The 23,865-nt window shown below is 45.5% G+C and carries 18 protein-coding genes; 5 read left to right on the forward strand and 13 right to left on the reverse strand.

Annotation, left to right across the window (positions count from 1 at the left end):
- The first annotated feature begins 3 nt into the window (after positions 1 to 3).
- On the forward strand, positions 4 to 720 hold the full coding sequence (locus CLV51_RS15735; protein WP_106529022.1) for a 3-ketoacyl-ACP reductase: 717 nt from the start codon (positions 4 to 6) through the stop codon (positions 718 to 720).
- 82 nt (positions 721 to 802) lie between these two features.
- Here CLV51_RS15735 and CLV51_RS15740 read toward each other — a convergent pair whose 3' ends face one another.
- The gene (locus CLV51_RS15740) at positions 803 to 1,582 is read right to left on the reverse strand and encodes a porin family protein (protein WP_158267033.1); all 780 of its coding nucleotides are present in this window, start codon (positions 1,580 to 1,582) and stop codon (positions 803 to 805) included.
- A 31-nt stretch (positions 1,583 to 1,613) separates the two neighbouring features.
- Complete coding sequence (locus CLV51_RS15745; RefSeq protein ID WP_106529024.1) at positions 1,614 to 2,432, reverse strand: alpha/beta hydrolase; 819 nt, start codon at positions 2,430 to 2,432, stop codon at positions 1,614 to 1,616.
- Positions 2,433 to 2,528: 96 nt separating this feature from the next.
- On the opposite strand from CLV51_RS15745, the gene CLV51_RS15750 reads away from it, so the two are divergent.
- Complete coding sequence (locus CLV51_RS15750) at positions 2,529 to 2,939, forward strand: hypothetical protein (protein WP_245898772.1); 411 nt, start codon at positions 2,529 to 2,531, stop codon at positions 2,937 to 2,939.
- A 321-nt stretch (positions 2,940 to 3,260) separates the two neighbouring features.
- Here CLV51_RS15750 and CLV51_RS15755 read toward each other — a convergent pair whose 3' ends face one another.
- The 9 genes from CLV51_RS15755 to CLV51_RS15795 form a co-directional block, all read right to left on the reverse strand.
- Positions 3,261 to 4,598, reverse strand: coding sequence for a TldD/PmbA family protein (locus CLV51_RS15755; RefSeq protein ID WP_106529025.1), 1,338 nt, complete (start codon positions 4,596 to 4,598; stop codon positions 3,261 to 3,263).
- A gap of 2 nt (positions 4,599 to 4,600) precedes the next feature.
- Positions 4,601 to 6,235 (reverse strand): TldD/PmbA family protein, encoded by a 1,635-nt coding sequence (locus CLV51_RS15760; RefSeq protein ID WP_106529026.1) that lies wholly within the window; start codon positions 6,233 to 6,235, stop codon positions 4,601 to 4,603.
- A gap of 23 nt (positions 6,236 to 6,258) precedes the next feature.
- Entirely contained in the window at positions 6,259 to 7,593 is a 1,335-nt protein-coding gene (locus CLV51_RS15765; RefSeq protein WP_106529027.1) for a TldD/PmbA family protein, read from the reverse strand.
- 10 nt (positions 7,594 to 7,603) lie between these two features.
- The gene (locus tag CLV51_RS15770; RefSeq protein WP_211302020.1) at positions 7,604 to 9,241 is read right to left on the reverse strand and encodes a TldD/PmbA family protein; all 1,638 of its coding nucleotides are present in this window, start codon (positions 9,239 to 9,241) and stop codon (positions 7,604 to 7,606) included.
- A gap of 181 nt (positions 9,242 to 9,422) precedes the next feature.
- The gene (locus tag CLV51_RS15775; RefSeq protein ID WP_106529029.1) at positions 9,423 to 10,877 is read right to left on the reverse strand and encodes a hypothetical protein; all 1,455 of its coding nucleotides are present in this window, start codon (positions 10,875 to 10,877) and stop codon (positions 9,423 to 9,425) included.
- Positions 10,874 to 12,985 (reverse strand): hypothetical protein, encoded by a 2,112-nt coding sequence (locus tag CLV51_RS15780; RefSeq protein WP_106529030.1) that lies wholly within the window; start codon positions 12,983 to 12,985, stop codon positions 10,874 to 10,876. The genes CLV51_RS15775 and CLV51_RS15780 overlap by 4 nt, the downstream gene beginning before the upstream one ends.
- Positions 12,978 to 14,315: a BatA domain-containing protein gene (locus CLV51_RS15785; protein ID WP_106529031.1), complete on the reverse strand. Its 1,338-nt coding sequence runs from the start codon at positions 14,313 to 14,315 to the stop codon at positions 12,978 to 12,980. Before CLV51_RS15785 ends, CLV51_RS15780 begins: the two co-directional genes overlap by 8 nt.
- 3 nt (positions 14,316 to 14,318) lie before the next feature.
- Positions 14,319 to 15,239: a DUF58 domain-containing protein gene (locus tag CLV51_RS15790; protein ID WP_211302021.1), complete on the reverse strand. Its 921-nt coding sequence runs from the start codon at positions 15,237 to 15,239 to the stop codon at positions 14,319 to 14,321.
- Positions 15,211 to 16,209 carry an AAA family ATPase gene (locus CLV51_RS15795; protein ID WP_106529032.1) on the reverse strand — a complete coding sequence of 333 codons (999 nt, stop codon included), beginning with the start codon at positions 16,207 to 16,209 and terminating at the stop codon, positions 15,211 to 15,213. The genes CLV51_RS15790 and CLV51_RS15795 overlap by 29 nt, the downstream gene beginning before the upstream one ends.
- A gap of 155 nt (positions 16,210 to 16,364) precedes the next feature.
- On the opposite strand from CLV51_RS15795, the gene CLV51_RS15800 reads away from it, so the two are divergent.
- On the forward strand, positions 16,365 to 16,985 hold the full coding sequence (locus CLV51_RS15800; RefSeq protein ID WP_106529607.1) for a DUF4159 domain-containing protein: 621 nt from the start codon (positions 16,365 to 16,367) through the stop codon (positions 16,983 to 16,985).
- Between the two features lie 242 nt (positions 16,986 to 17,227).
- Here CLV51_RS15800 and CLV51_RS15805 read toward each other — a convergent pair whose 3' ends face one another.
- Positions 17,228 to 18,958 (reverse strand): DUF885 family protein, encoded by a 1,731-nt coding sequence (locus CLV51_RS15805; protein ID WP_245898774.1) that lies wholly within the window; start codon positions 18,956 to 18,958, stop codon positions 17,228 to 17,230.
- Between the two features lie 9 nt (positions 18,959 to 18,967).
- Positions 18,968 to 21,106: a S9 family peptidase gene (locus CLV51_RS15810; protein WP_106529033.1), complete on the reverse strand. Its 2,139-nt coding sequence runs from the start codon at positions 21,104 to 21,106 to the stop codon at positions 18,968 to 18,970.
- 214 nt (positions 21,107 to 21,320) lie between these two features.
- Here CLV51_RS15810 and CLV51_RS15815 point away from each other — a divergent pair, with 214 nt between their 5' ends.
- Both CLV51_RS15815 and CLV51_RS15820 read left to right on the forward strand, forming a co-directional pair.
- Positions 21,321 to 22,208, forward strand: a complete 888-nt coding sequence (locus CLV51_RS15815; protein WP_106529034.1) for an AraC family transcriptional regulator — start codon at positions 21,321 to 21,323, stop codon at positions 22,206 to 22,208.
- A 108-nt stretch (positions 22,209 to 22,316) separates the two neighbouring features.
- Positions 22,317 to 23,798, forward strand: coding sequence for an APC family permease (locus tag CLV51_RS15820; RefSeq protein ID WP_106529035.1), 1,482 nt, complete (start codon positions 22,317 to 22,319; stop codon positions 23,796 to 23,798).
- Positions 23,799 to 23,865 lie beyond the last annotated feature (67 nt).

A 23,865-nucleotide genomic window follows, 5' to 3' on the forward strand; every position in this document is an offset into this window, starting at 1 on the left:
CATATGGAATCATTAAAAGGGAAGAAAGCGCTGATCACCGGTGGTGGTAAAGGTATTGGTCGCGCGCTGGCAGTGGCGCTTGCGCACGAAGGTGTAGACATTGCCCTGATGGGACGCAGTGCCGGTCCACTGGAAGAAGTAGTGAAGAAAGTAAGTGCACTGGGTGTAAAAGTAGCTTTTGCACTGGCTGACGTGGGTGACATCAACGCAGTAAATGCAGCTGTAGAAAAAGTCACCAAAGAACTGGGTGATATCGATATACTGATCAACAATGCAGGTATAGCTGCTTTTGGCGGTTTCATGGATCTGGAACCTGCTCAATGGGAACAAATCATCCAGGTAAACCTGATGGGCGTCTACTATGTAACCCGTGCCATATTGCCTGGTATGATCGAAAGAAAAACCGGCGATATCATTAATATTTCTTCTACTGCCGGTCAGCGTGGAGCACCTGCAACCAGCGCCTACAGCGCTTCTAAATTCGGTTTGCTGGGTTTAACGGAATCTTTGATGCTGGAAGTAAGGAAACATAATATCCGTGTCAGCGCTTTAACGCCAAGCACCATTGCCACTGATATGGCTAAAGACCTTAATTTAACAGATGGTAATCCTGATAAGGTGATGCAACCGGAAGACCTCGCAGAATTTGTTGTAGCGCAGTTGAAGCTGAATAGAAGAGTGGTGGTGAAATCAGCGGGGCTGTGGTCTACTAATCCATAAATAAATAATTACGAATTGCGAATTACGGTTATAAGCGAAGACCGCTTCGATCCGTAATTCGCAATTCGTAATTCGTAATTATTTATTTCCTGATGCGGTAAGCATATCCTAACGATACGGTAGCCGCGCCGGTATTGTTTTTACCGTTATTACTTCCCTTCTGGATATTGAGAAAGCCATAGTTACCACCAGCTTCCACAAATACCTGATTACGACTGAAATGATAGGCCAGTCCTACGTTTCCGCTTACCCCAAAATTGAAGGTATTCAACTGATTTTTGATATCAGTTGTATTATCCAGCGATTGCGGCGATTGTGTAATAGGCTGTTTGCCTTCTGCGTCCAGGTAAAACAGGCTGCTGCCACTGGTTACCTGTTTGGCACTCACCAGGAATCCGAAGAAAGGACCCGCATCTACGTATAAGCGTAATGGTGAAGCATGGCCCAGGTCCCAGCCAAATTTGGCGAGAATAGGTACCATCAGGTAATTCAGTTTTGCTTCACTTTTGAAGTTAGCGTAGAGGTAAGTAGGTGCCGGCATTCCCTGAGGTAACTGTCCGGCCATTGCTGGTGGAAAAGGAAATGCCTGTAGTCCGGATTTTTTTCCTCCCTGAGAGGAATAGTCTATCATACCCTGGATAGAAAAAAGGTGGCTCACATGATACTCCACAAAGGCGCCGAAATCAGGCCCCAGGCGGGAGCTGTAACCGGTATTTAAAGGATTGTTTTCTTTACCGCCAGCGGTAAGATTGGGAATACTGAGTCCTCCGCGTACACCTACATCTACCTGTGCTTTTGCCTGTATGCAAATGATGGTAAAGAGTGCCGGCAGGAACCATTTAAAGGATCTCTGGATTTTCATAAACATTAAAATTAATGAACGAATTTAATGATTATCTGACACTACTCAACCAACCTGCCATAAATACCAATACATCCCTGTTATTGGATTCATTGTGTATTTCATGATACATTCCGTCCCATTCCCTGTAGGTAAGCAGTTTTGCAGGCGCCCGTTGTGCAAATAACCGGGAGCCCTCCACCGCAGTAAATTCATCTGCGCCACCATGCATCAGCAAGGACCTTACTTTCAGATCGGCGGCATGTAACAGGCACCAGGCCCCGTTCTGTATCATATCACTGGCCAGCCGGAGGCTCATTTCATCATGGCGCAAAGGGTCGTGCAGAAATTTTTCTACGGCTGCCTTATCATGTGAAATTTTATTAATATCCAGTCCCTGTTTAACGCGGAGATCAGGTAACAATGCAGCCGCTGTTTTCAGCAAGCCTTTGAAGAAAGCACCAGGGCGCATAGCAACAATCAATGCCGGGGCGGATATAACGGCTGCCTGCAGCGCAGGATTTCTTCTTAATAAAAAACCTGTCAACACACCTCCGCCCATACTATGCCCATACATCACCACCGGTTTGCCATACAATTCTTTTACATGCAACAAAAAGGCCTGCAGGTAATCAAACATAAATTCAAATCCACGGGAAGCTCCTCTTTTGCCGTCGCTTTTACCATGACCGTAATGGTCGATACCAATCACGGCAAACCCTTCCTGCATAAAGAATTCCGCCACATGATCATAACGACCGGTATGTTCTCCTATCCCATGTACAATGATCATTACGCGATTGAAGTTTGCAGGTATCCAGTTGATACCATAAAAGCGCGTTTGTTGGTAAGACCAATAGAATTCATTCATAGCCAGTATTGGTTTAGGAGTCGGGCTGGTATAAAACGAAGATAAACAATATCTTTATCCCCTCTTTTAACTGATAAAATTAACCGATCAACCAATATGAGCAAGCGTGACACCGCATCGCCGGTATACAGTATTCCTTTAAGTTATCGTAAGATGGAAAATCTGCATATTGTTTTCTGGCTACTGAAAGATATCAGCTGGTGTATGATCTGGAAACCTTTAGGTATAGCCATGATCTTCCCTACGCTGATTATTTCTATTGTGATAGCCTGGCGTACCCGTCAGTTCATGTCTGAATTATGCCATAACGTAGCCATTACCGTATGGATTACAGCAAACTCTTACTGGATGATCAGTGAGTTTTTTCATTTTGATACAGGTGTTATATGGAGTTGGATCACCTACAAACATCTTGCACTGATACCGTTTTTAACGGGGCTGCTGCTATTGGCTTTCTTTTATTTGTATTATCAGCCCAGGCATAAGGAGGAGGAGGAAATTATCTGAACTGTGATTTTTATGATTTTTGTGATTATCCTGATGAGCGAAGATCTCAGCGGATTTTGTCTAAACCAGGATTTTTAGGATTGAATGGATTACCCTGATGGGTGGAGAAGATTATAGCGGGTATTGTCTCAACTATGATTTTTATGATTAGTATGATGATCCTGATAAGCGAAGATAATCGTGTATGTCTTCAAGATGAGCAATATAACACCCATCAGGGTAATCCATTCAATCCTAAAAATCCTGGTTCAGACAAAATCCGCTGAGATCTTCGCTCATCAGGATAATCACAAAAATCATAAAAATCACAGTTCAGACAGTCTATATAGCGTCTGACAAAGACGTAAACGTAAAATCCCTGATCTTCATGGGAGGAATTAAAGCACTCTGTTGTGATTCTCCGCTCACCGTACGTTCCGGCCTACCCAAAGCTTCCACATTATTCAACATAATGATAGGGCTTTCATTGAAACGGAAATTTTTCACAGGAAATTTGATCTCTCCGTTTTCAATATAAAAAGTACCATCACGTGTAAGACCTGTGTACAACAGTGTTTGCGGATCTACTTCACGGATGTACCAGAGACGTGTTACGAGGATACCTTTTTCAGTGCTTTTAATCAGCTCCTCCAATGTGGCATCGCCACCGGCCATAATGAAGCCATCAGGGCCGGGTAATGCTTTTGCATTATTTTTTTTAGCCCAGAAGCGGGAGTAATAAACGTTCTTCATCACTCCTTTATCAATCCAGGTAACTTTTTCATGTGGCCGGCCATCTCCATTGAGTCTACTGGTAGGCAATTCAGGATTCCATGGATCAGAATAGATCGTTACGCGCTCGTCCATCAGCTTTTCACCCAGTTTGGTTTTACCACCGGGGCTACTGAGAAAGCTACGGCCCTCATCAGCGCTGCGGGCATCCATGCTGCCGATCATATTTTCCAGTAATACCAATGCAGCCGCAGGTTCCAGGATCACCGTGTATTTACCGGGTTCTATGGCCCTTGCACCTTTTGAGCCGCTGGCCTTTTGCGCAGCAATTCTTGTAGCAGCAGAAATATCCAGCTTACTGACATCGTTGTAGGCTTTGGTGGAATAGCCTGATCCCGTACCGTCTTCTGTACGCAGCGTAACGTTGAAACTTACATTCGTAGAGGTATTGTAGCCAAATAGCCCGTTGGTATTCATGATAGCCGAGTAAGCTACATGATTCTCCAGGAAACCGGCAGCTACCAGTTTATTTTCCTTTGAGATGCTCAGGCTCTTTGCCACTTCATCTGCACGGTATTTAGGATCGATAGCGGCCGTATCTTTATTGAAGGTGGGTGATGTAGCAGCATACTCCTGCGGGCCCAGGAAGGGCATAAATTCCGGGTTTTCCGGTGCCAGTCTCGCCAGCTCCTCAGAGCGCCTGACTACTTTTTCCAGGGAGGCATCATCATATTCATTGATGGTAGCAACTCCCAGTTTATTACCAAAGGCAGATGATACCGCCAATGTACTGCTGCTGTTACCACCACTGGTAGAAACGGCGTTACGGGCATAGCGGAGATTGCCTGCATCCTTACCGTAAATATTTACTTCGCATTGATCCGCTTTAGAATAAGCAAGCACTTTTTTCAACAATGCCTGCGCTTCGGTTTGAGTGAGTATCGGCATAATTAAATTTTTCTGGCTGTGTTAATAACATTTACTCCATTAAAACGTGCAGTGGAAGAACCATGAGATACGGCGCTGGACTGCGATGGCTGTCCCTTTCCATCGAAGAAGGAACCACCTAAACGATAGTCACTTTCATCTGCGATGGCTTTGCAGGAATTCCAGAACTCCTGTGTGTTGCTCTGGTAAGCTACATCTTTGAGCATGCCTACGATCTGGCCATTTTTTATTTCATAGTAGAGTTGTCCGCCGAACTGAAAATTGTAGCGTTGCTGATCTATCGAGAAAGAACCATCGCCTGCGATGAAGATGCCTTTTTCTACATTTTTGATCATTTCAGCAGGAGATAATTTCCCGGCGCCAGGTTGCAATGATACATTAGGCATCCGCTGAAACTGTACATCCCCCCAGCCTTGCGCGTAGCAACAACCTTGTGAGTGGTTCAAACCAATGATATGTGCCTGGTCGCGGATAGTTTGATAATTAACCAATACCCCGTTTTTAATCAGGTCCCATTTCTGCGTCCCCACCCCTTCATCATCGTAGCCTACAGCGCCTAATGAACCGGGCTGTGTTTTATCTGCCACAATATTTACGAGAGGGCTGCCGAAATTGAAATTTTTCGACTGCCATTTATCCAGTGTGAGAAAGCTGGTGCCGGCAAAGTTAGCCTCATAACCCAGTACACGATCCAGCTCTGTAGGGTGTCCTACGGATTCATGGATAGTGAGCCACAGGTGGGATGGATCGAGGATCAGGTCGTATTTGCCCGGTTCTACCGATTTGGCTTTCATCTTCTCTCCTACCTGCGCAGCGCCCTGGCGGGCATCTTCCAGCATATCGTAACGGTTACGATACAACGTAGTTACTCCTTTTATTTTATCGGATTCACGGGGCATAAGATATTCATATCCCATTCCGCGTGGAGCACTGAGTGCATTGCGTGTTTCAAATTTGCCGGTGGCAGCATCTATTTTAGTGATCTGAAACGTAGGCCAGATACGATGTATATCCTGATCAATGTAGGAACCATCGGAGCTGGCAAAATACTTCTGCTCATTTACCAGGAACATGTAGGAGCCGATGTAATTGGCGCCTCCTTTAAGTGCTGCGTCATTTACGCTCAGCAGTAGGTCTGCTTTTTCCTTTACAGGTACATCGAAGGCGTTTCTTTCGATGGGAGCTTTCCAGCTTACTTCTCCATAACCCTTTTGTGGCGCCAGTTCTACCGGGGTAGTCAACAACCGTGCATTTTCCTTAGCAATGGCCACCGCCAGCGCTGCTGTTTTTGCAATGCTGTCTTTATCCATTTTATCAGTGGAGGCAAAGCCCCAGCTACCGCCTGCGATTACACGAATACCGATACCATAGGATTCTGTGTTAACGATGTTTTCTACTTTGTCTTCGCGGGTAATAATAAACTGATTGAGGTAGCGCCCAATTCGTACGTCCGTGTACGTAGCACCTTTACTACGTGCAGCGTTGAGGGCTGCATCTGCCAGTTCTTTCTTTTTGGTTACGTCAATGGTGTACCACGGCGTCTCAATAGGAATGGCGTTTCCTATGAGCGGCACCTGGGCCAGGAGTCCGGCTCCCAGGCCCATGCCGGCCATTTGTAGAAAATCTCTTCTTTTCATGGAGCTAAAGTTTAGATCATTTTTTATACAGCATCAGATAAGGATGTAAACGTAAAGTCCCTGATTTTCATGGGCGGTATCAGGTAGCTCCGGTAAGATTCAATGCTCACGCTTCTTTCTGTTTTACCCAATGCTTCTACATTGTTGAGCATAATAACCGGGCTTTCATTAAACCGGAAATTTTTCACCGGATGTTTGATAACACCGTTCTCAATGTAGAAAGTACCATCGCGGGTAAGCCCCGTCAGCAGCAGGGTTTGGGCATCTACCAAACGAATGTACCAGAGGCGGGATACCAATATTCCTCTTTCGGTGCTTTTAATTAATTCTTCGAGTGAGGCATCTCCTCCTTCCATAATAATATTAGATGGTGTGGGAACGGGTTGCACTCCTTTTTGCTGCGCCCAGTATTGAGAATAAGCGAGATTTTTTACCACGCCTTTATCAATCCATTTTGTTTTTTCCAGTGGGAAACCTTCCCTGTTCCAGGTGCTGGCAGGTAAGTCGGGGTGAAAAGGATCAGAATAGATCGTTACTTTTTCATCCATCAGCTGTTCTCCCAAACGGTTGCCACCGCCCTGTTTGCTCATGAAGCTGCGGCCTTCGTCAGCGCTGCGTGCATCCAGTCCGCGGAACATATTTTCCAGCATATAAGTAGCTGCTACGGGTTCCAGGATCACGGTGTATTTACCGGGTTCAATGGCTTTAGCCGCAGCGGAGCTGTTGGCTTTGGCAGCTGCTATTTTAGTGGCGGATACGGTATCCAGTTTCTTTACATCGTTAAAACCACGTGCTGCAAAGCCAGAGCCGGTGCCGGCGCTGTTGCGGGTGGTAATAGTAAACACCACATCAGTGGATGTTTCATAGGCAAACAGTCCTTTTGAATTGCTGACAGCATTAAAGCCGGTAGTATTTTCCACGTAGCCGGCAGCTTCGAGGTTTGCCTCTTTAGCTACTGCAATGCTGTTAGCCACAGCTTCTGCGCGGCTATCCGGTGTGATAGCAGCGGTAGCATCAATATATTGTTTGGCGATTTTAAATTCCGCTGGTCCGCGTAAGGGCATGTACTCCGGGTTTTCCGGTGCCAGTCTGGCCAGTTCTTCTGCACGTTGCACCACTCTCTTCAAAGCGCTGTCGTCAAATTCATTGATGGTAGCAGTGCCTGATTTTTTGCCGAAGGTAGCTGTTACCGAAAGGCTCATGGTGCTGATATCTCCTGCAGTAGAAATAGCGTTGCGGGCATAACGGATATTGCCTCCTTCAGACCCTCTGAGTGAAGCTTCGCATTCATCTGCTTTGGAATATGAAAGCACCTTTTGGAGTAATGCTTTCGCTTCTTCTTGTTTTAATATAGCCATGTTAGTGAGATCAGATTTTTCTTGCTGTGTTAATAACGTTTACACCATTAAAGCGGGTGGTGGAGCTACCATGAGATACCGCATTGGATTGTCCGGGTTGTCCTTTACCATCATTAAAAGCGCCACCTAAACGGTAATCGCTTTTATCTGCGATGGCAGTGCAACTATTCCAGAACTCCTGCGTATTTGCCTGATAGGCCACATCTTTCAGCATACCTATAATTTTACCGTTCTTTACTTCGTAAAATGTTTGTCCGCCGAACTGAAAATTATAACGTTGCTGATCAATAGAGAAAGAGCCATCACCAATGATATAGATGCCTTTTTCTACATTTTTGATCAGGTCATCTACGCTGAGTTTTTCTTTGCCCGGTTGTAAAGACACGTTAGGCATACGCTGAAACTGCACATCCGCCCAGCTTTGCGCGTAGCAGCAACCTTGCGAGTGTTTTAATCCTATCATATGTGCCTGATCGCGGATAGCCTGAAAATTTACCAGCACACCATCTTTAATAATATCCCAGTTACCACATTTCACGCCTTCATCGTCATATCCTACAGCGCCTAATGAACCGGGTTGCAGCTTATCTGCTACCACGTTTACCAGGTTACTGCCAAAATGAAAATTGCCTGATTTTAATTTTTCCAGTGATAAGAAGCTGGTACCTGCGTAGTTGGCTTCATAACCCAGTACACGGTCCAGTTCTGTAGGATGTGCTACTGATTCATGTATAGTTAACCACAGATGAGAAGGATCCAGGATCAGATCGTATTTACCCGGTTCTACTGATTTTGCTTTCAGTTTTTGTTCTACCTCGTTGGTCGCATTCTTTACATCTTCCAGCATATCGTACCGGTCTTTATACCGCGTAACAATGCCGCCCACTTTGCTTTCCGGAGTAGCTGTAAGATATTCGTATCCCATTCCCACCGGTGAACTCAACGATTTACGCGTTTCAAATTTGCCGGTATTGCGGTCTGTTTTAGTAACGGTAAAAGTTGGAAACAAACGATGGATATCCTGATCGATATAAGATCCATCTGTAGAGGCGAAATATTTTTGTTCATTAATAGCCAGGATAGCGGAATTAACGAAGTTAGCCCCGCCTTTTAGTGCCGCATCATTCACAGATAGCAGCAGATCTACTTTATCTTTTACCGGTACCGTAAATGTATTTTGCTGGATGGGAGTTTTCCATGTTACTTCTCCATAACCCTGTTGTGCTGCGAGTTGCACCGGCGCGGTAACCACCCTGGAATTGGCTTTTGCCACCGCCACTGCTCTTTCAGCAGCTTTGGCTATTTCTTCCTTTGTAACGTTGTTGGTAGCAGCAAAACCCCAGCATCCGTTAGCGATTACGCGGATACCTACGCCAAATGATTCTGCATTAGCGATGTTTTGCACGCGGGTTTCGCGGGTCACGATAAATTGATTCAGGTACCTGCCTATGCGTACATCCGCATAAGTAGCGCCTTTGGCGCGGGCTGCATTGAGGGCTACGTCTGCCAGTTGTTTTTTCAGTTTCACATCGATACCATCATTGAGAAAACGCGATGGATCAACAGTGTTGCCGAAAGCAGTTAAGTTCGGCATGACGAGCGCACCCAGTCCCATTGCGGAAAGCTGGATAAAGTCTTTACGTTTCAATAGAAAGTTCCTCCGGTTTAGTTTGATTTAGATTTGTTGATAAGCGAAGAAGGCACAGAAAGATTTATATACAAACAATTATAACACACGTTTTTAACGTGCAGCATCTCATTAGCAAAACCTTGTAACCTCTTTCGGAAGCCTAAGCTAATTTTTTTTTCCAATTAATTCTGACCGTTTGTCATATTTTCTTCTCTACCCATAAAAATGACATCGCCAGCAAAAACGGTATAATCAACCACCAGGGAGAAACAGGTACCATGGCTGTTGTAGGAATATTATCCCCTGTTTGCACCAATGATTTTTTTGCGGAAGATGATAACATTTTCCAGTCACTTGCCTGGTAGATATATACCCGGTGCATGCTATTACCGGTAGCAAACATTTGCCAGCCGGCATGTTGCGGCCAGCAATTGCCGGTATAAATATTATGGAGGAAAGGATGTTGGGCCATATACACAGCAGCACCGCTGGTATGTACAGTTGGTACTGCGCCTGATTCCAGTGTAATCGTCACCGGTTGATGAATGGTGGGTATGCGTGGAGAGAAGGACCATTGTTCCGGTATCACTTTTTTGCGGGCAACTGCTTCCAGCAAAGCCGACCAATATTGCTGATAAGCGGTAGTACGATCTGCCAGCAGCCAGCTATAGGTGTTGGTGATATTTGTATGCAACAATTTACCTGCTCCGGATAAAGATAGCTGTACATAATTATGTCCTGCACTATCAGTGACCAACGGGATACTGTTGTCGCTCAAATGCAATGACAGTGCCGGATCACATAACAACGGAGGCAGTGATTGATGATTCAGCACCAGCGAAACCGGTGTTGGATGTATACCTACGCTATCTCCCTTCATGATAAGGCCAATACCTGCATTTTCCAGGTGAGTGCGTACATCCTTTGATATAGCTGCCGGGTCTGCTATCACTACATCAAATTTATCCAGTAGTGCCGGTGGTAACTGTTCCAACGACTGTGGTATACAATTACTGAAGCGGATAGCATATTTATTTTTGCTCACCAGTGTGCGCATAGCTACGGCAAATCCTTGCTGCGAGAGCCAGTCGGCCAGGAAACGATTTTCAAAATCAGGCGCATTCGCCAAAAAGAGTATAGCCATTGGCGTTAGCGGCACTACTTCCAGCGGTAATGGCTGCTGTTCCAGTGTATCCCTACCTGATAAGGCAGTAATGCGATATACCGCAGTGCCCTGATGTAGGGGAATGGTTTGGAGATGGAAAAGTTTTTGTGCATGCGCAGGTATCTGTATAGAATCCATTTCCGTGTCAAAGCCGCTGATACGAAGCGTTACCACCTTATCTGTAACATTATGGTACTGCCCCTGTACTTCCCAGATTTTTCCTGTAGTAATTTGCAGGGGCCAGTTACAGGCGGTAATCCCTCCTGTTATAGCCGGAGCCGGTGTTATGTCGTTTTTTTTATCCGGAGATGATATTTTTTTTGTGAGATGTAATGGTAATGCCAGCAATGACAGGCTCAACACGGCTACCACCGTGGCTGTTAATCTTGCTGCGCGGCGCTGCTGATTGGGGCGGCGCCACTCCTGCCAGCCTAAAACGGTCAGCAGTAAAGCCCCTGTCAGCGATATGATTACTTCCCATCCTGTCATTTGTTACCTGTTTTAAGGTGCTTAAAGTACAGCGCCGGCAAACCATTATCCGGTGACCTATTGGCCGCCTGTGGTCTTTGCGCGGGTGCTGCAAGCATTTGCAGCAAACCCTTTTGAGCTACCCTGATATCTGTTAATGTGATGACAGATTGTGTTATGCGGTGCATGGCTTCCAATGCGGACAGGTACTGTGCCGGCGCGGCAGCCGCTTTGGCACTGAGCAGCAAAGTAGCTTTTTGTAAAGCAGGAGTAGCTGCAGCAGCCTTGTTAGTTTTTAAGGCTTCTAATACGGATAGGGCTATACGAATATCTGCGGACTCGTCTTTTGCATCATTTACACCTTTAGTGGTAGCGGGATTAATTTTATCCAGTTCACCTGTCAGGCGCTTCTCCGGTTTGAGCGGTGTAGTTTTAACTCCTGTTTTAGCCACATAAATGCGCGATTGCTGTTGCAGGTCCTTCAGCAGCCGAAGCGCTTTATATTCAAACGGGAGGGCGTCCTGTGGCTTATACAGGCGCAACTGCAGCTCTGCCTTCCACATTTCTGTTAAAGTAGCCTTTAATTGTTGTTTTACGGCAGCATCCAGGAATGTAGCATCTTCGGCATTATCATGCTTATCTGTAAATTCATCCAGTATTTTGGCTGCATTGCCAAAATCGGGATGATCTGCTGCTTTGTGTGTTTCGTGCTGATCGTGTTCTCCTTCGGCAGCAGCCACGCGCGGGTCGCCTACATTGGATTCCGATTCCTCGCCCAGGAATTTACCATAACGGAGCCGCAGCAGTTTCTGATCAGTGCCGAGATCGTTGCTGTGGTCTTTAAATTTTTCCTTACCCAGGCTATCCTGATCCCTGATTAGTTGCTCCGTTTCTATAATAATTTGCCGCTGACTGCGGAAGTATTCCGGTTTAAAGTTTACGCCATTCACTATTCCTTCCATGCTGAACAGCTGCGCGGTATCCGGCAGCGTGATGATGTAAACATCAGAACGTGTTTGTTGTAAACGGGTATCGGTAGCGGCTATATTAAAATAAAGTTCATCACCTGGTTTTAGTCCCAATGCGGTAAGATTGAGTTGTTTGTTCAACTGATATTTAGTGGCATGTCCGCTGAAATCATGATCAAATGCCAGTTGTTGCTCCCGGAACCTTACTGCCTCTCCGCTCCCGCTGGCAATGGTAGCAGCAATGAAAGCAGCATGAATGCCGTAATCATCTGATACCGTTACCTGTACATTCACTTTAGCAGATTGTCCGAATTCAATGACTGTATATGGTGAAGGTGTGATGATCTGTATCACCGGCGCCAGGTCTGGCAACATTTGCAGCTGATACAAAGCCGAAAGTTGCTTATTTAATTGCACCTGGTAAAATCCTGATTTCCGCAGCAGGCGTGTAGCCGTCCACGTAAGGCTATCCTTATCCGGCTGCAATGCCAGCTGTGTACTATCGTTGAACAGCAGCAACAACTCCTGCACTTTCACATTTGTATGCAACTCCCAGCGTAACAGGGCACTATCTTCCGCAGTGATGTTAAAAGCCGGTTGTTCCCGCAGCGTTTTGTGCGTATAAGCAGGTGGCTGAATACTCACCCGTACCCCGGTGATACCCGGCAATGGCTCTTCCGGCGCTGTATGCGCAGTTATTTGTGTGTTGTTTTCAGATACATGACGGCGGTAGTATCCGTACCATATACCCGTGCTGATTAACATGGAAACAGCGAGAAATAGTATCGCCTTTTTTACCGGTTGATAAAACGTAACAGGCAACTGCAGCGCTTCCAGCACCAGTCCCGTTTTGCGGGCCTGCAACTGTTCCAGCAGGCTGTGCTCCGCTGCTCCTTTTAGTATCAGCCCTGTACTGTCTTCCAGTGCGGGGAAGGACTGATCCAGGTAGCGGGCCACTTCGTTTGCCTGCAATTGCCAGGGCTTTTTAAGGAAGAGTAAAATCAGTAACGCCAATACAAAACAAAGGAGTCCATAAAGCGGGCGTACGATAAATGCGGGCAAAGCCACTGCTATTGACAGTATCAGGCAACTACCCACTTGCTGCCGTATCCATTTTAAACGGATGGTTTCTATTTTCGTGTATCCACCACTGTTATGCATTGTCCACCTCCTTCTTTTGGCGTAGCGATAAATATCTTTCCAGGCAAAATACCAGTAGTAGCAGCAACCAGCAAATCTTATCCAGGTTAATATCTTCCTGCATCAGCACAGCGCTGGCCTCTTTGCCACTAACCAACAATGGCTGCAACTGCCGCGGATCGATAGCGCGGCGGTCATGTATACGATCCTGTTCTGCCGGGAATAACAATTGCAATAGTCTTCCAGGAAACGCTTCGCTCCATACCATCCCGTTCCATGCGGGGTTCAGGTGCGTGTATAAAGTGTAGTTATTAGTGAGCAGTATTTGTCCGTATCCATCCTTCCACAGTGCCGTGGTGGTATCATCGGTTGGAATTATTTTATAAACAGGTATCGTGGTGCCGGCTATCAGGGAGGTTTGTGTGGTGGCTTTCCCTGTGGCATACTTTACCTGGTGGCTTGTTTTTACACTTACAGGGATTGGTTGATCCGACAACCACCACAGCCAATCCTGCGATGCAGGTAGCTGCCGGATTTGTTGCACAGTAGTAATGATAATTTTACGTTGGGTGTATTGTTGTACCGCCTTCATGGCTGCGTACAGGTAACGTGCATCCCCTGTATATTTATCTGCATAAATAGTGATGCGTACAGCAGCAGTATCCATTGCTGCTATTGTATCCCTATCATGATAAGCAGTACCACCGGGACTGCTATAACCTTTCACGATACGAATGCTATCATCTCTCAATGAATACGTATATGCATTCCAGTTACTGACCGAATCGGCAGGCGTATAAGTATACCAATGCAGATTCAGCGCCAGTGTAGGCCTGTTTCCCTGAAAGCGTTCCAGCCGGTTGCCGGTAAAGAGATAAACCGGAAAATCAGCGGGCACCTTCTTTGGCAGGTACTGCAACGTTTGCCAGTAAGGCATTTGAACCGTATCCGATGAGGATAGTTCCTTGATAAATGTTTTACTGAAAGCGGTATCAAAAGTATGTAGCTGGTAACCTGTTTGCAGCAGGGAATCAATTATTGGCTGAAAACGGGGATAGGCAGCGGGTTCCATCAACACCCATCCTTTTTGGGTACGGGTAGTAAGGGGTTGTTGCCATACCGGTTTGGAGAGCAGGAATGCCAGTAATAATATGAGCAAACAACGCAGCAGCAGCAACCACCACTCTGAAATACGCCAGCTGCGGGCATGCCGCAAGGAGGCCGCTTGTAACAGTTGGATACTTCCTATTTTCAACACCTTCCCCGGGCGCTGATGCCATAAATGGATAAACACCGGAATACTTATTCCGGCAGTCATCAGCATCCATATGGGTTGTAGCAGGTGCAGCAATACTTATCTCCTCAATTTATTCCGTTGGTTTAAAAAATCCCGCAGTGCTGTGTCCAGTGGTTCCTGCAACAGCAGCTGCCGGTAATAGATGCGTTTTTCCAGTAATTGGGTACGTAGTGCCGTTGTATATTGCTCAAACTTTTTCGTGTAGTCTTCCGGGTTAGTGGTATTATCTAATACCACCAGCTCCCCTGTTTCCAGGTCCTCCACGGCATCATATCCTTTAAAGTTGCCGCTGCCTTCGTTTTTACCTGCTATATGAAACACGATAATTTCATGGCCCAATGCGGACAGTGTTTCGAGCAATGTGGTAATTTCCTTGTTTTGCTCATAGTAGTCAGTGATGAAGATCAGCAGTTGGCGGGTATGTGCGCCGGTAAAGAGGTTGCGATAGTGTATGGGTTCCGTGAATTTTCCGCCGGGATTTATTTGCTCCAGCTGATAATAAAAGCGGGCCATATGTTGTGCTTCGCGGCGGGGTGCCATGGAAAACAAATCGCCGTGGTGCAGTACTGCCAACCCTGTGGCATCGCCCTGCAGGTGCGATAAATAACCCAATGAAGCCGCCAGGTAACGCGCATATTCCATCTTCACAATACCATCTTCTGCATGCAACATAGAATTGCTGGCATCTATCAGCAAACGGATATCAATACTTGTTTCCATCTCCGACTCGCGGATATAGTAGCGATCAGAGCGGGCATACATTTTCCAGTCGAGCCAACGCAGGTCATCGCCCGGCTGATAGCTACGGTACTGGCTGAATTCCAGTCCGGCGCCTTTTACCTTGCTGGCATGCATACCGGCCATAAAGCCATCCACCGCCGTTTTAGCGGCGAGTGGCAAATCTTTGATAGCCAATAATGTTTTAGGATCCAGCAGGCGGCTCATATCATCAGGATAAGCGGGTGGTAGTACGTTCAATCTCTTTCAATAACACAGCAGTCACCTTATCCGGATGTATGCCTTCTGCCTCTGCCCTGAAGTTCATCAGGATACGATGGCGTAAGACAGGGTAAGCCATCGCTGCAATATCACTCATCGTAACAGCATAACGGCCATGCAGCAACGAAAATGCCTTAGCCGTGAGAATCAGCGCCTGTCCCGCTCTCGGGCCAGCACCCCATCTCACCCATTCTTTTATATAATCAATGTGTGTGGTATCCGGACGGGTAGCACGTACCAGTTTACTTACATAATTTACCAGATCAGTATCTATGGTCACTTCGCGCACCAGTTGCTGCAATTGCCGGATATCATTGGCATCCAGCACCGGCATTACCTGTGCTTTGTGCGTACCGGTAGTATTGGTGAGGATAGCTGTTTCTTCCTGTTCGGAAGGGTAACCTATTTTGACATATAATAAAAAGCGGTCCAGCTGTGCTTCCGGCAGTGGATAGGTGCCGGATTGCTCAATCGGGTTTTGTGTAGCGAGGATAAAGAAAGGTCTGTCCAGCGCATAAGTTTGCCCGGCGTATGTTACCTCAAACTCCTGCATAGCCTCCAGCAGTGCGGATTGCGTTTTCGGAGGAGTACGGTTGATTTCATCTGCCAGAATAATATTTGCGAAGAGCGGGCCTTTATTGAATTTGAAGAAACGTTTACCTGTAGCGTGATCCTCCTCCAGCACCTCTGTACCGATAATATCGGTGGGCATCAGATCCGGTGTGAATTGTATCCGGCGGAAGGATAAGTGCAATGCCTGCGACAATGTGCGTACCAGCAACGTTTTAGCCAGTCCGGGTACACCTTCCAGCAAACAGTGACCACCAGCGAGCAGTGCTACCAGTACTTCATCCAGCACAGCTTCCTGTCCTACTATTACCTTCTGTATTTCCTGTTTCAGCCGCGGAAGCTTGTCCAGCAATTGTTGTAACGTTTTCTCAGTAAGCATAAGCAGCCAATAAAATATGTAGCTATTTTGGTTTTTATAGTTGTAACTATTTTACAGCGACAAAATAACTAAATCTGTAAATACTTAAATATCTAAATAAAAAAGGTGAAATTTAAAAAAAATTAGACTGGCGGTCGGCGCCAATGATAAACGCAATGCAAGGGAATACATTCACATTTGTACGATTAAGGTACCGGTCGGGCGACTGGGATACGGATCAGCGGATGCCGTCTAACCTGCTCAACTCACTGATTGAGTATACCACTATTCCTGTAGCGCCGCAGGAAAAAGTGATAGATCTCAGCAGCCCGGAAATATTTCAATATCCCTTTTGTTATCTCAGCGGGCATAAGCTGATACAGTTTGATGCACAGGAGGCGGCTAATTTTAAACAATATGTGCAACATGGCGGGTTCATTTTAGTGGATGACTGCAATCATGATATTGACGGACTATTTGCCCGATCCTTTGAAACGCAGATGACCAAACTATTTGGTGCCGGTGCATTAAAAAAGATTCCAAACACACATCCTGTGTATCACACCTTTTTCAGTTTCGAAAAAGGGCCACCTAATACTACTTTTGAATTAAATGGCTGGGGGGATGATCTCGTACATGAATACCTGAAAGCCATTGAAATCAATGGCCGCATAGGTGTGTTGTATAGTAATAAAGACTACGGCTGCGAATGGGACTATGATTTCAGGAATAAACGATTTATGGCAGAAGATAATACAAAGTTTGGGGTAAATATTATCGTGTATGCGATGCAGTGAGTTGTTTATTTTTTGATCACCTGCAGGCGAATAATATTCACCGAATTTGCCGGTGTAATCTTTCGCTCTCATATAATTGTCATATTGACATTTAAAATTATTGATAAAAAAACGGGAACACTGCGTAGTGTGTTAACGAGTATTCCCTGTATTTTATCTATCCCCGAAAAATACCTGTACTGTAATAACATGTTAGCACAAAGGCAATAACCATAACAGTACATTTCTTCTCCTGAACATAATTATAATTTATAGAAACGCCAGTTGGTGTTAAAGTCTTTGGGCACCGACTTATTCAGCAGGATGGCGCGCAACATTTCAACAGGCATCATATTCTCTTTCAGCACAGCATCATGATATTGTTTGTAAGACATTTTACCACTGTCTACCAGTTCTTTTTTAAGGGCTTCAAACTGAAGTGCGCCGATCATATAAGCAATCTGGTACAACGGGCTGTATCCACCTGCAAAAGAGCGGCGTACTTCCCCTTCCGCATTGGCTCGTTCATGACCTACACGATCCACCAGGAAGTCGATACATTGTTGTGGTGTCCACTTACCGGTATGATAATTAATAGAGAAGATGATACGTGCGCAACGGTGCTTGCGCCAGAACAGCATGCCTATGCGGTCTTCCGGTGATTTAACAAAACCCTGATCCCAGAGTAACCGTTCCCAGTACAAGGCCCAGCCCTCTATCCAGAAAGGTGTTTCGAAATGCCGGTAAGCTTTGTAACGGTTTTGCATAAACTCCTGTAAGGCATGACCAGCCAGTAATTCATGATGCACAGTAGCACGGGAGAAATGCGGGTTGTTACCACGCATACTCATCATTTTGTCTGCATGGCTCATGGTGCTAACGGGATAGGATACAATAAATTCTTCTCCCCCCAAAAAGAAAGGGTTCACCAGCTGCCTTTCCGGTGTCATCATTATCATGCGCCATGTTTCTTCTGCCAGCGGAGGCAACGTAATAAGGTTGTGCTGCTTTAAGAAATCTATTGACTCGTTGTAGAGCTGCATCATGGCGGCGGGTTGTTCTGCTGGTGGCACATAGCTGTTCTTCACCTTTTCTGTGGCAGCTTTCCAATCAGTACCCAACCCCATTTCGCGGGTAGCCTTTTCCATTTCCGCATCACACCAGGCAAACTCTTTGTTGGCAATAGCTACCAATTCTTCCGGTGTGTAGGGAATCATTTCCTGTTGCAGTCCTTTGATCAGTTCATCGCGACCAATAGGGTGGCCAACAATACCGCTGCCATCCTCCTGCCGGGGATTACTGTTTTTTTCTTTGGCTTCAAACGCAGCACCATAGCTTTTCAGCAATGTATCCAATTGTTTATAGGGAGCGGGTACCCACCAGGAAAATAATGGATCATAACCATTGTAAAACGTAAACACATTTCCCAATGCATCTCTCAATCCCTTGGTAGTGGCTATGCTGCGGCGAAGCTCCGGCAAACCAAGACTGCTGTCTTTTTCCAGTTTCGATTTTACTATGTTTACTTCTTTCGCCATATCGCTCAACTGGCCGGCGAGTGCGGCCGCATCGGGTTTGGCGCCACGGCGACGATTTTGTTCTATTGCGTACATCTTATCTGCAAAAGGAAACCATTTTTTTACCTGGTCATATTCTTTTTGCGCGGTTGTCAGCTCCGTTAAAGAGGCCGCCAATTTGCGTTTAAAGAGTGTATAATCTACCTGTGCGCCCACATTCAGTGCTGCATAATTCAGCTGTTCCAGGCGCTGCTGGTAGCTTTTCACCAGCACCGTTAACCGGGCAAAACGTTCCGGTGAGCTTTCAATAAAATAAAAGCGATTCAGGTTACCTGCGTCTGCATCATATTGCACCATGATGTTGTTCACTTCACTGGTTTGCTGATACAGATCATTATCAGTGGATTGCGCTGATACAACAGCCTGCTGCAACAGCATGCAGGCGATGAACGGTGTTATTTTTTTTAAGAGAGACATGTACATTTTTTACTCGTTAATATTTCTGTCGGGAGGTGTGGCATATAACAGCTGCTTTACAAAAAAATCCCGCTTTTTAATACGGCCATAAGGGCCGCCATCACTGTGGCCCATGCCTGGTACAGGCAAAAATTCAAAGGTTTTACCGCTTTTAATCAGGGCATTGATAACACGATAAGTAGACTCAGGAGGTACATTATTATCTGCTTCTCCTACTATTAATAAAAGACTTCCTTTTAACTTACCTGCATTGGTAACATTGGACTGTTCCTCGTAATGCTTACCCACAGGGTATCCCATCCATTGCTCATTCCACCATTGTTTGTCTACCCGGTTATCATGACAACCACAGGAAGCCACTGCCGCTTTATAAAATTCAGGATGGAAGAGTAATCCACCCAGGGCGTTTTGTCCGCCGGCAGACGTACCGTAAAGTCCTACCCTTGCAGTATCTACAAAAGGATATTTTTGCGCCAGTGCTTTAATCCAAAGGATACGATCCGCAAAACCACCATCAGCCAGGTTTTTCCAGCACACATCGTGAAATGCCCTGGAGCGGTTGGCCGTACCCATTCCATCTATTTGTACCACCACAAATCCAAGATCCGCCAGGCTTTGCATCTCTATATAATAACTCATAAAACTCTTTGGTACAAAGGCATCCTGCGGACCTGCATAAATGTTTTCAATGACCGGGTATAGTTTAGTGCTGTCATAATCAGACGGGCGGCACATGACACCCCATATATCCGTTTTACCATCGCGGCCTTTTGCTGTAAAAGGAACCGGGAAAGGTACGCCCGTAGCCTGCCACGCGCTTACATCCGCCTTTTCCAGTACAGTAATTAAACCACCATCTGCCGTACGATGCAACTCATTTACAGGAGGAATATTTACCTGCGAATATTTATCTACATAATACTTTCTATCAGGAGAAAAAAATACCTGGTGATTACCGGTTGCTGGTGTAAGCTCCACTAGCTTACTACCGTCAAAGCCTATACGATAATAGTGTATAAAGTAAGGATCTTCACTGGTGTGCATTCCACTTGCACGAAACCATATTGTTCTTTTTTTTGTATCAATGCTGTCGATATCCCTCACTACCCAATCGCCTTTGGTCACTTGATTTTTGATTTGACCTGTCAGTGTATTTACCAGGTAAATATGTCGCCAGCCATCCTTTTCAGATGTCCATAACAATTCATTGGTCTCCGGCAGATAATGTGTGTAGAGTCTTGCTTCATAGATGAATGTAGACGCCTGTTCATCAAGTACAGTGCGGGTATTGCCATTAACAGCATCTACTTCCATCACCCGGAAGCGCTGGTGTCCGCGATCTACTTTTTCATACAGGAAATAACGGGGATCATTATAGCGCCAGTGCAGTACCGGTGCATCAAAGAAGTCGATCAGGTCTGCTTTTACTTTCGTGATTGTTTTTCCGGCCAGGGTGAACACATACATTTCATAGGAGGTAAAAGGGTCTCCGGGCTGTTTATAAGGCTGTGAGCGCAGTTGTCCGCGGGTAGTTCCCGGTACATCTGTGAGTACGTAATATACAGCGGAGTCTTCTACCGGGTGGATGCGATAACCAACCAGGTATTTACTATCGGGCGACCAGGCCAATGCGCCGTAATAATCATGCTTTTCATGGCCATCACTTGTAAACTTTGTGAGGGAGCCGTCTGCTACCTTTCGGATATATACATTGCCATCAATGGTAGTGGCCACCCATTGTTTATCAGGAGAGATGCTGTCTGCTGCAAAGCCTTCCCAGCGGCTGGGTCCATGTGCTTTGACAGGATTGGCCGGCAGCTTATTTTTAATCAGTTGCGCTATTTTTGCGGTGTCTGTCACCATTTCTTTAAGTCCGGTGCGCGCATGCACGAGGTAATAGGTTTTTGCGCTGTCTTTACTGTAATTAATATACCAGCAGGTTTCGCCATCCGGCAACCAGTTGGCGTCTACATTATGTTTAAATACTGTTTTCCTGGTAATACTATCCAGCAGCTGCACCTTACGATACCGTTGCAGTATGTCTGCATGTGTTGGCAGGTAAGGTGTTGGTTTGCTTTGTTGTGCCAGCAGCGGCCATGATGGAATGCTGAGCAGTGCCAGTAGCCAAACAATTTTTCTGTATTTCATAAGTAAAAATCTGATCCGCTATGTTTTAAATGTATATTTGACAATTATTATAATATCGATTGATATAATGATTCCGGTTGATGCGAATTCTTTTTTAAAAGTACTATACGAATTGTTCTATTTTTAAACGATTTTTAATAACTTGTTCTCATATCTTCACCTAAAATCGGCCGGAAACAGTACATAGGTGTTAAAAAAAGAATAATGTAACTACATGAAAGTATTACAGTTTACAATACCTGTAGCCCACGACAAAACCATTATTACACAAAAAGATTCGTTGCCATCTTTTTATCCGCACTTGCACCGCCATGAAGAGATACAGCTGATGTGGGTACAGCATGGGCATGGCACACTGATTGTGGAAAACAATATGCATGCATTCTGGTCAAACGAAATTTTCTGGATAGGCAGTAATCAGCCGCATGTATTAAAAAGTGAAGAGCTACCCTTTGGCAGTAAAAGTAAAAAGAATGCGCAGGCACTTACTTTATTCTTTAACCCGGAAGGCAAGCTCGCCCCCTTGTTCGGCTTACCGGAATTTAAGAAGATAAAGTCCCTGATAGAACAATACCAGGAAGGCTTTAAGATACCGGAAGCTTATGTGGCGGAAGTTTCCAGCCGTTTGCTGAAGATCCATCAGACGCAGGGCATTGTACAGTTCATCGCATTTGTAGAATTACTGAATTTCTTTCTTTCGGTAAAAGATCCGCAGCCGCTGATAACCGGCTCCAGGCTTTCTGCTGTAAATGAACAGGAAGGTATCCGCATCGGGTATATCTACAATTATATCATGCAACATTTTGATACAGAGATAAAACTGGAGGATATTGCAAAGGAAGCGCACATGACGCCACAGGCATTTTGCAGGTATTTTAAAAAGCATACCCGGCTTACTTTTGTCTCCTTCCTTAATGAAGTACGTATCAGCGAGGCTTGCAAAAAGCTGGCCGGTGGCGTTTTTGACAGCATAGCTGCCGTTGCCTATAATTGCGGGTTTAACAGTATTGCCAACTTCAACAGGGTATTTAAAAGTATTACCGGTAAATCGCCGCGCAGCTATTTACGGGAGTATGAACAAATAGAAGAAACAAAGGGGTAATAACAAAATCTGCATAGTATTGGTCAATAAGCGAATAGAATTGGTAACAGGATATCTGTAGTTTTAGGCGATACAACCTGTAATATCAACCAAAGGATTATTGTCGCTATGTCAGATGCACCTTCGTTTAAGCCATCTATTAAATTGCTGGACGCCACTATGATTGTGGCCGGCAGCATGATAGGTTCAGGAATTTTTATTGTAAGTGCGGATATCACGCGCAATACGGGCAGTGCCGGTTGGTTATTACTGGTATGGCTAATTACCGGTTTCATGACACTCACAGCCGCATTGAGCTATGGAGAACTTAGTGCCATGTTTCCCCGTGCAGGCGGACAATACATCTATCTGAAAGAAGCGTATAATCCTATGACCGCTTTCCTCTATGGGTGGAGTTTTTTTACTGTTATACAAACCGCCACCATTGCAGCTGTTGGGGTAGCTTTTGCCAAATTCACCGCTTATCTTATACCTGCGTTCAGCGAAGAAAATATATTGCTGCACCTTGGGTTCATTGATATATCTGCCGCGCAGCTGCTATCTATCCTCGTGATTGTACTACTAACGTACATGAATACACGTGGTATAGAAGGTGGCAAAACGATACAAACTACTTTCACGCTTACAAAACTCATCAGTCTTGCAGGCTTGATCATTTTCGGACTTATTGCTATCAAGCCCGGTGTGTGGCATGCCAACTGGCAAAATGCCTGGCACCTGCATCCGCTCACCACCGATGGCAGCTCGCCCTCTTATACCACCATTGCTGCTTTGGGGGCTATTGCCGCCGCTATGGTAGGATCGGTATTCAGCAGCGACTCCTGGCATAATGTTGCTTTTGTAGCCGGTGAAATTAAAAACCCAAAACGCAATATCGGCCTGAGTCTTTTCCTGGGAACTGCCATCGTCACTATTATTTACCTGCTCACAAATATCACCTATCTGGCCGTGTTGCCGTTACCTGATATTGCACATGCTGCCAAAGACCGTGTAGCCGTATCCGTAGCGCAGGCTGTGATGGGCAATGCCGGGCCCATCATCATTGCATTATTGATCATGGTATCTACTTTTGGTTGTAATAACGGCATTATACTGGCTGGTGCCAGGGTATATTATACAATGGCCAACGATGGCCTGTTCTTTAAAAAAGCCGGACAGCTAAACAAGGCTTCCGTTCCGGCCATCGCCTTGTGGTTTCAGTGCATAGTGGCTTGTTTGTGGTGCCTTAGCGGCAGGTACGGCGATTTACTTGATATGATTTCTTTTGTGGTAGTAGCTTTTTACATGCTGACTATCTTTGGCATTTTTATTCTGCGCAGGAAACGCCCGGATGCAGAAAGGCCCTATAAAGCTTTTGGATACCCTGTTTTACCCCTGCTGTACATCCTCATGGGGCTTGCCTTTTGCGGGTTACTGTTTGTTTATAAACCAAGATTTACCTGGCCCGGCCTGTTCATTACCTTATCAGGAATACCGGTATATTATTTAGCCGGCAGCCATAAAAAGAAAAAAGGCGGCAATATGGCCGCGGAAGATCCGGCTTCAGACCATCACCGGAAAACATCTCCCCTATCTCAGCCTAACTCTTAATACATAATTAATCTACTATCCCGGCACGTACGTAAACATTACCCTTACATTTACAAAATTTCTTTTT

The sequence above is a fragment of the Chitinophaga niastensis genome (genome assembly GCF_003014755.1).
Lineage (GTDB): Bacteria > Bacteroidota > Bacteroidia > Chitinophagales > Chitinophagaceae > Chitinophaga > Chitinophaga niastensis.

Excerpts from the sequence above, each read along its gene's own strand:
- CLV51_RS15735 (WP_106529022.1), top strand. The coding sequence starts at position 4 with ATGGAATCATTAAAAGGGAAGAAAGCGCTGATCACCGGTGGTGGTAAA.
- CLV51_RS15740 (WP_158267033.1), bottom strand. The coding sequence starts at position 1,582 with ATGAAAATCCAGAGATCCTTTAAATGGTTCCTGCCGGCACTCTTTACC.
- CLV51_RS15745 (WP_106529024.1), bottom strand. The coding sequence starts at position 2,432 with ATGAATGAATTCTATTGGTCTTACCAACAAACGCGCTTTTATGGTATC.
- CLV51_RS15750 (WP_245898772.1), top strand. The coding sequence starts at position 2,529 with ATGAGCAAGCGTGACACCGCATCGCCGGTATACAGTATTCCTTTAAGT.
- CLV51_RS15755 (WP_106529025.1), bottom strand. The coding sequence starts at position 4,598 with ATGCCGATACTCACTCAAACCGAAGCGCAGGCATTGTTGAAAAAAGTG.
- CLV51_RS15760 (WP_106529026.1), bottom strand. The coding sequence starts at position 6,235 with ATGAAAAGAAGAGATTTTCTACAAATGGCCGGCATGGGCCTGGGAGCC.
- CLV51_RS15765 (WP_106529027.1), bottom strand. The coding sequence starts at position 7,593 with ATGGCTATATTAAAACAAGAAGAAGCGAAAGCATTACTCCAAAAGGTG.
- CLV51_RS15775 (WP_106529029.1), bottom strand. The coding sequence starts at position 10,877 with ATGACAGGATGGGAAGTAATCATATCGCTGACAGGGGCTTTACTGCTG.
- CLV51_RS15780 (WP_106529030.1), bottom strand. The coding sequence starts at position 12,985 with ATGCATAACAGTGGTGGATACACGAAAATAGAAACCATCCGTTTAAAA.
- CLV51_RS15795 (WP_106529032.1), bottom strand. The coding sequence starts at position 16,209 with ATGCTTACTGAGAAAACGTTACAACAATTGCTGGACAAGCTTCCGCGG.
- CLV51_RS15800 (WP_106529607.1), top strand. The coding sequence starts at position 16,365 with ATGCAAGGGAATACATTCACATTTGTACGATTAAGGTACCGGTCGGGC.
- CLV51_RS15805 (WP_245898774.1), bottom strand. The coding sequence starts at position 18,958 with ATGTCTCTCTTAAAAAAAATAACACCGTTCATCGCCTGCATGCTGTTG.
- CLV51_RS15810 (WP_106529033.1), bottom strand. The coding sequence starts at position 21,106 with ATGAAATACAGAAAAATTGTTTGGCTACTGGCACTGCTCAGCATTCCA.
- CLV51_RS15815 (WP_106529034.1), top strand. The coding sequence starts at position 21,321 with ATGAAAGTATTACAGTTTACAATACCTGTAGCCCACGACAAAACCATT.
- CLV51_RS15820 (WP_106529035.1), top strand. The coding sequence starts at position 22,317 with ATGTCAGATGCACCTTCGTTTAAGCCATCTATTAAATTGCTGGACGCC.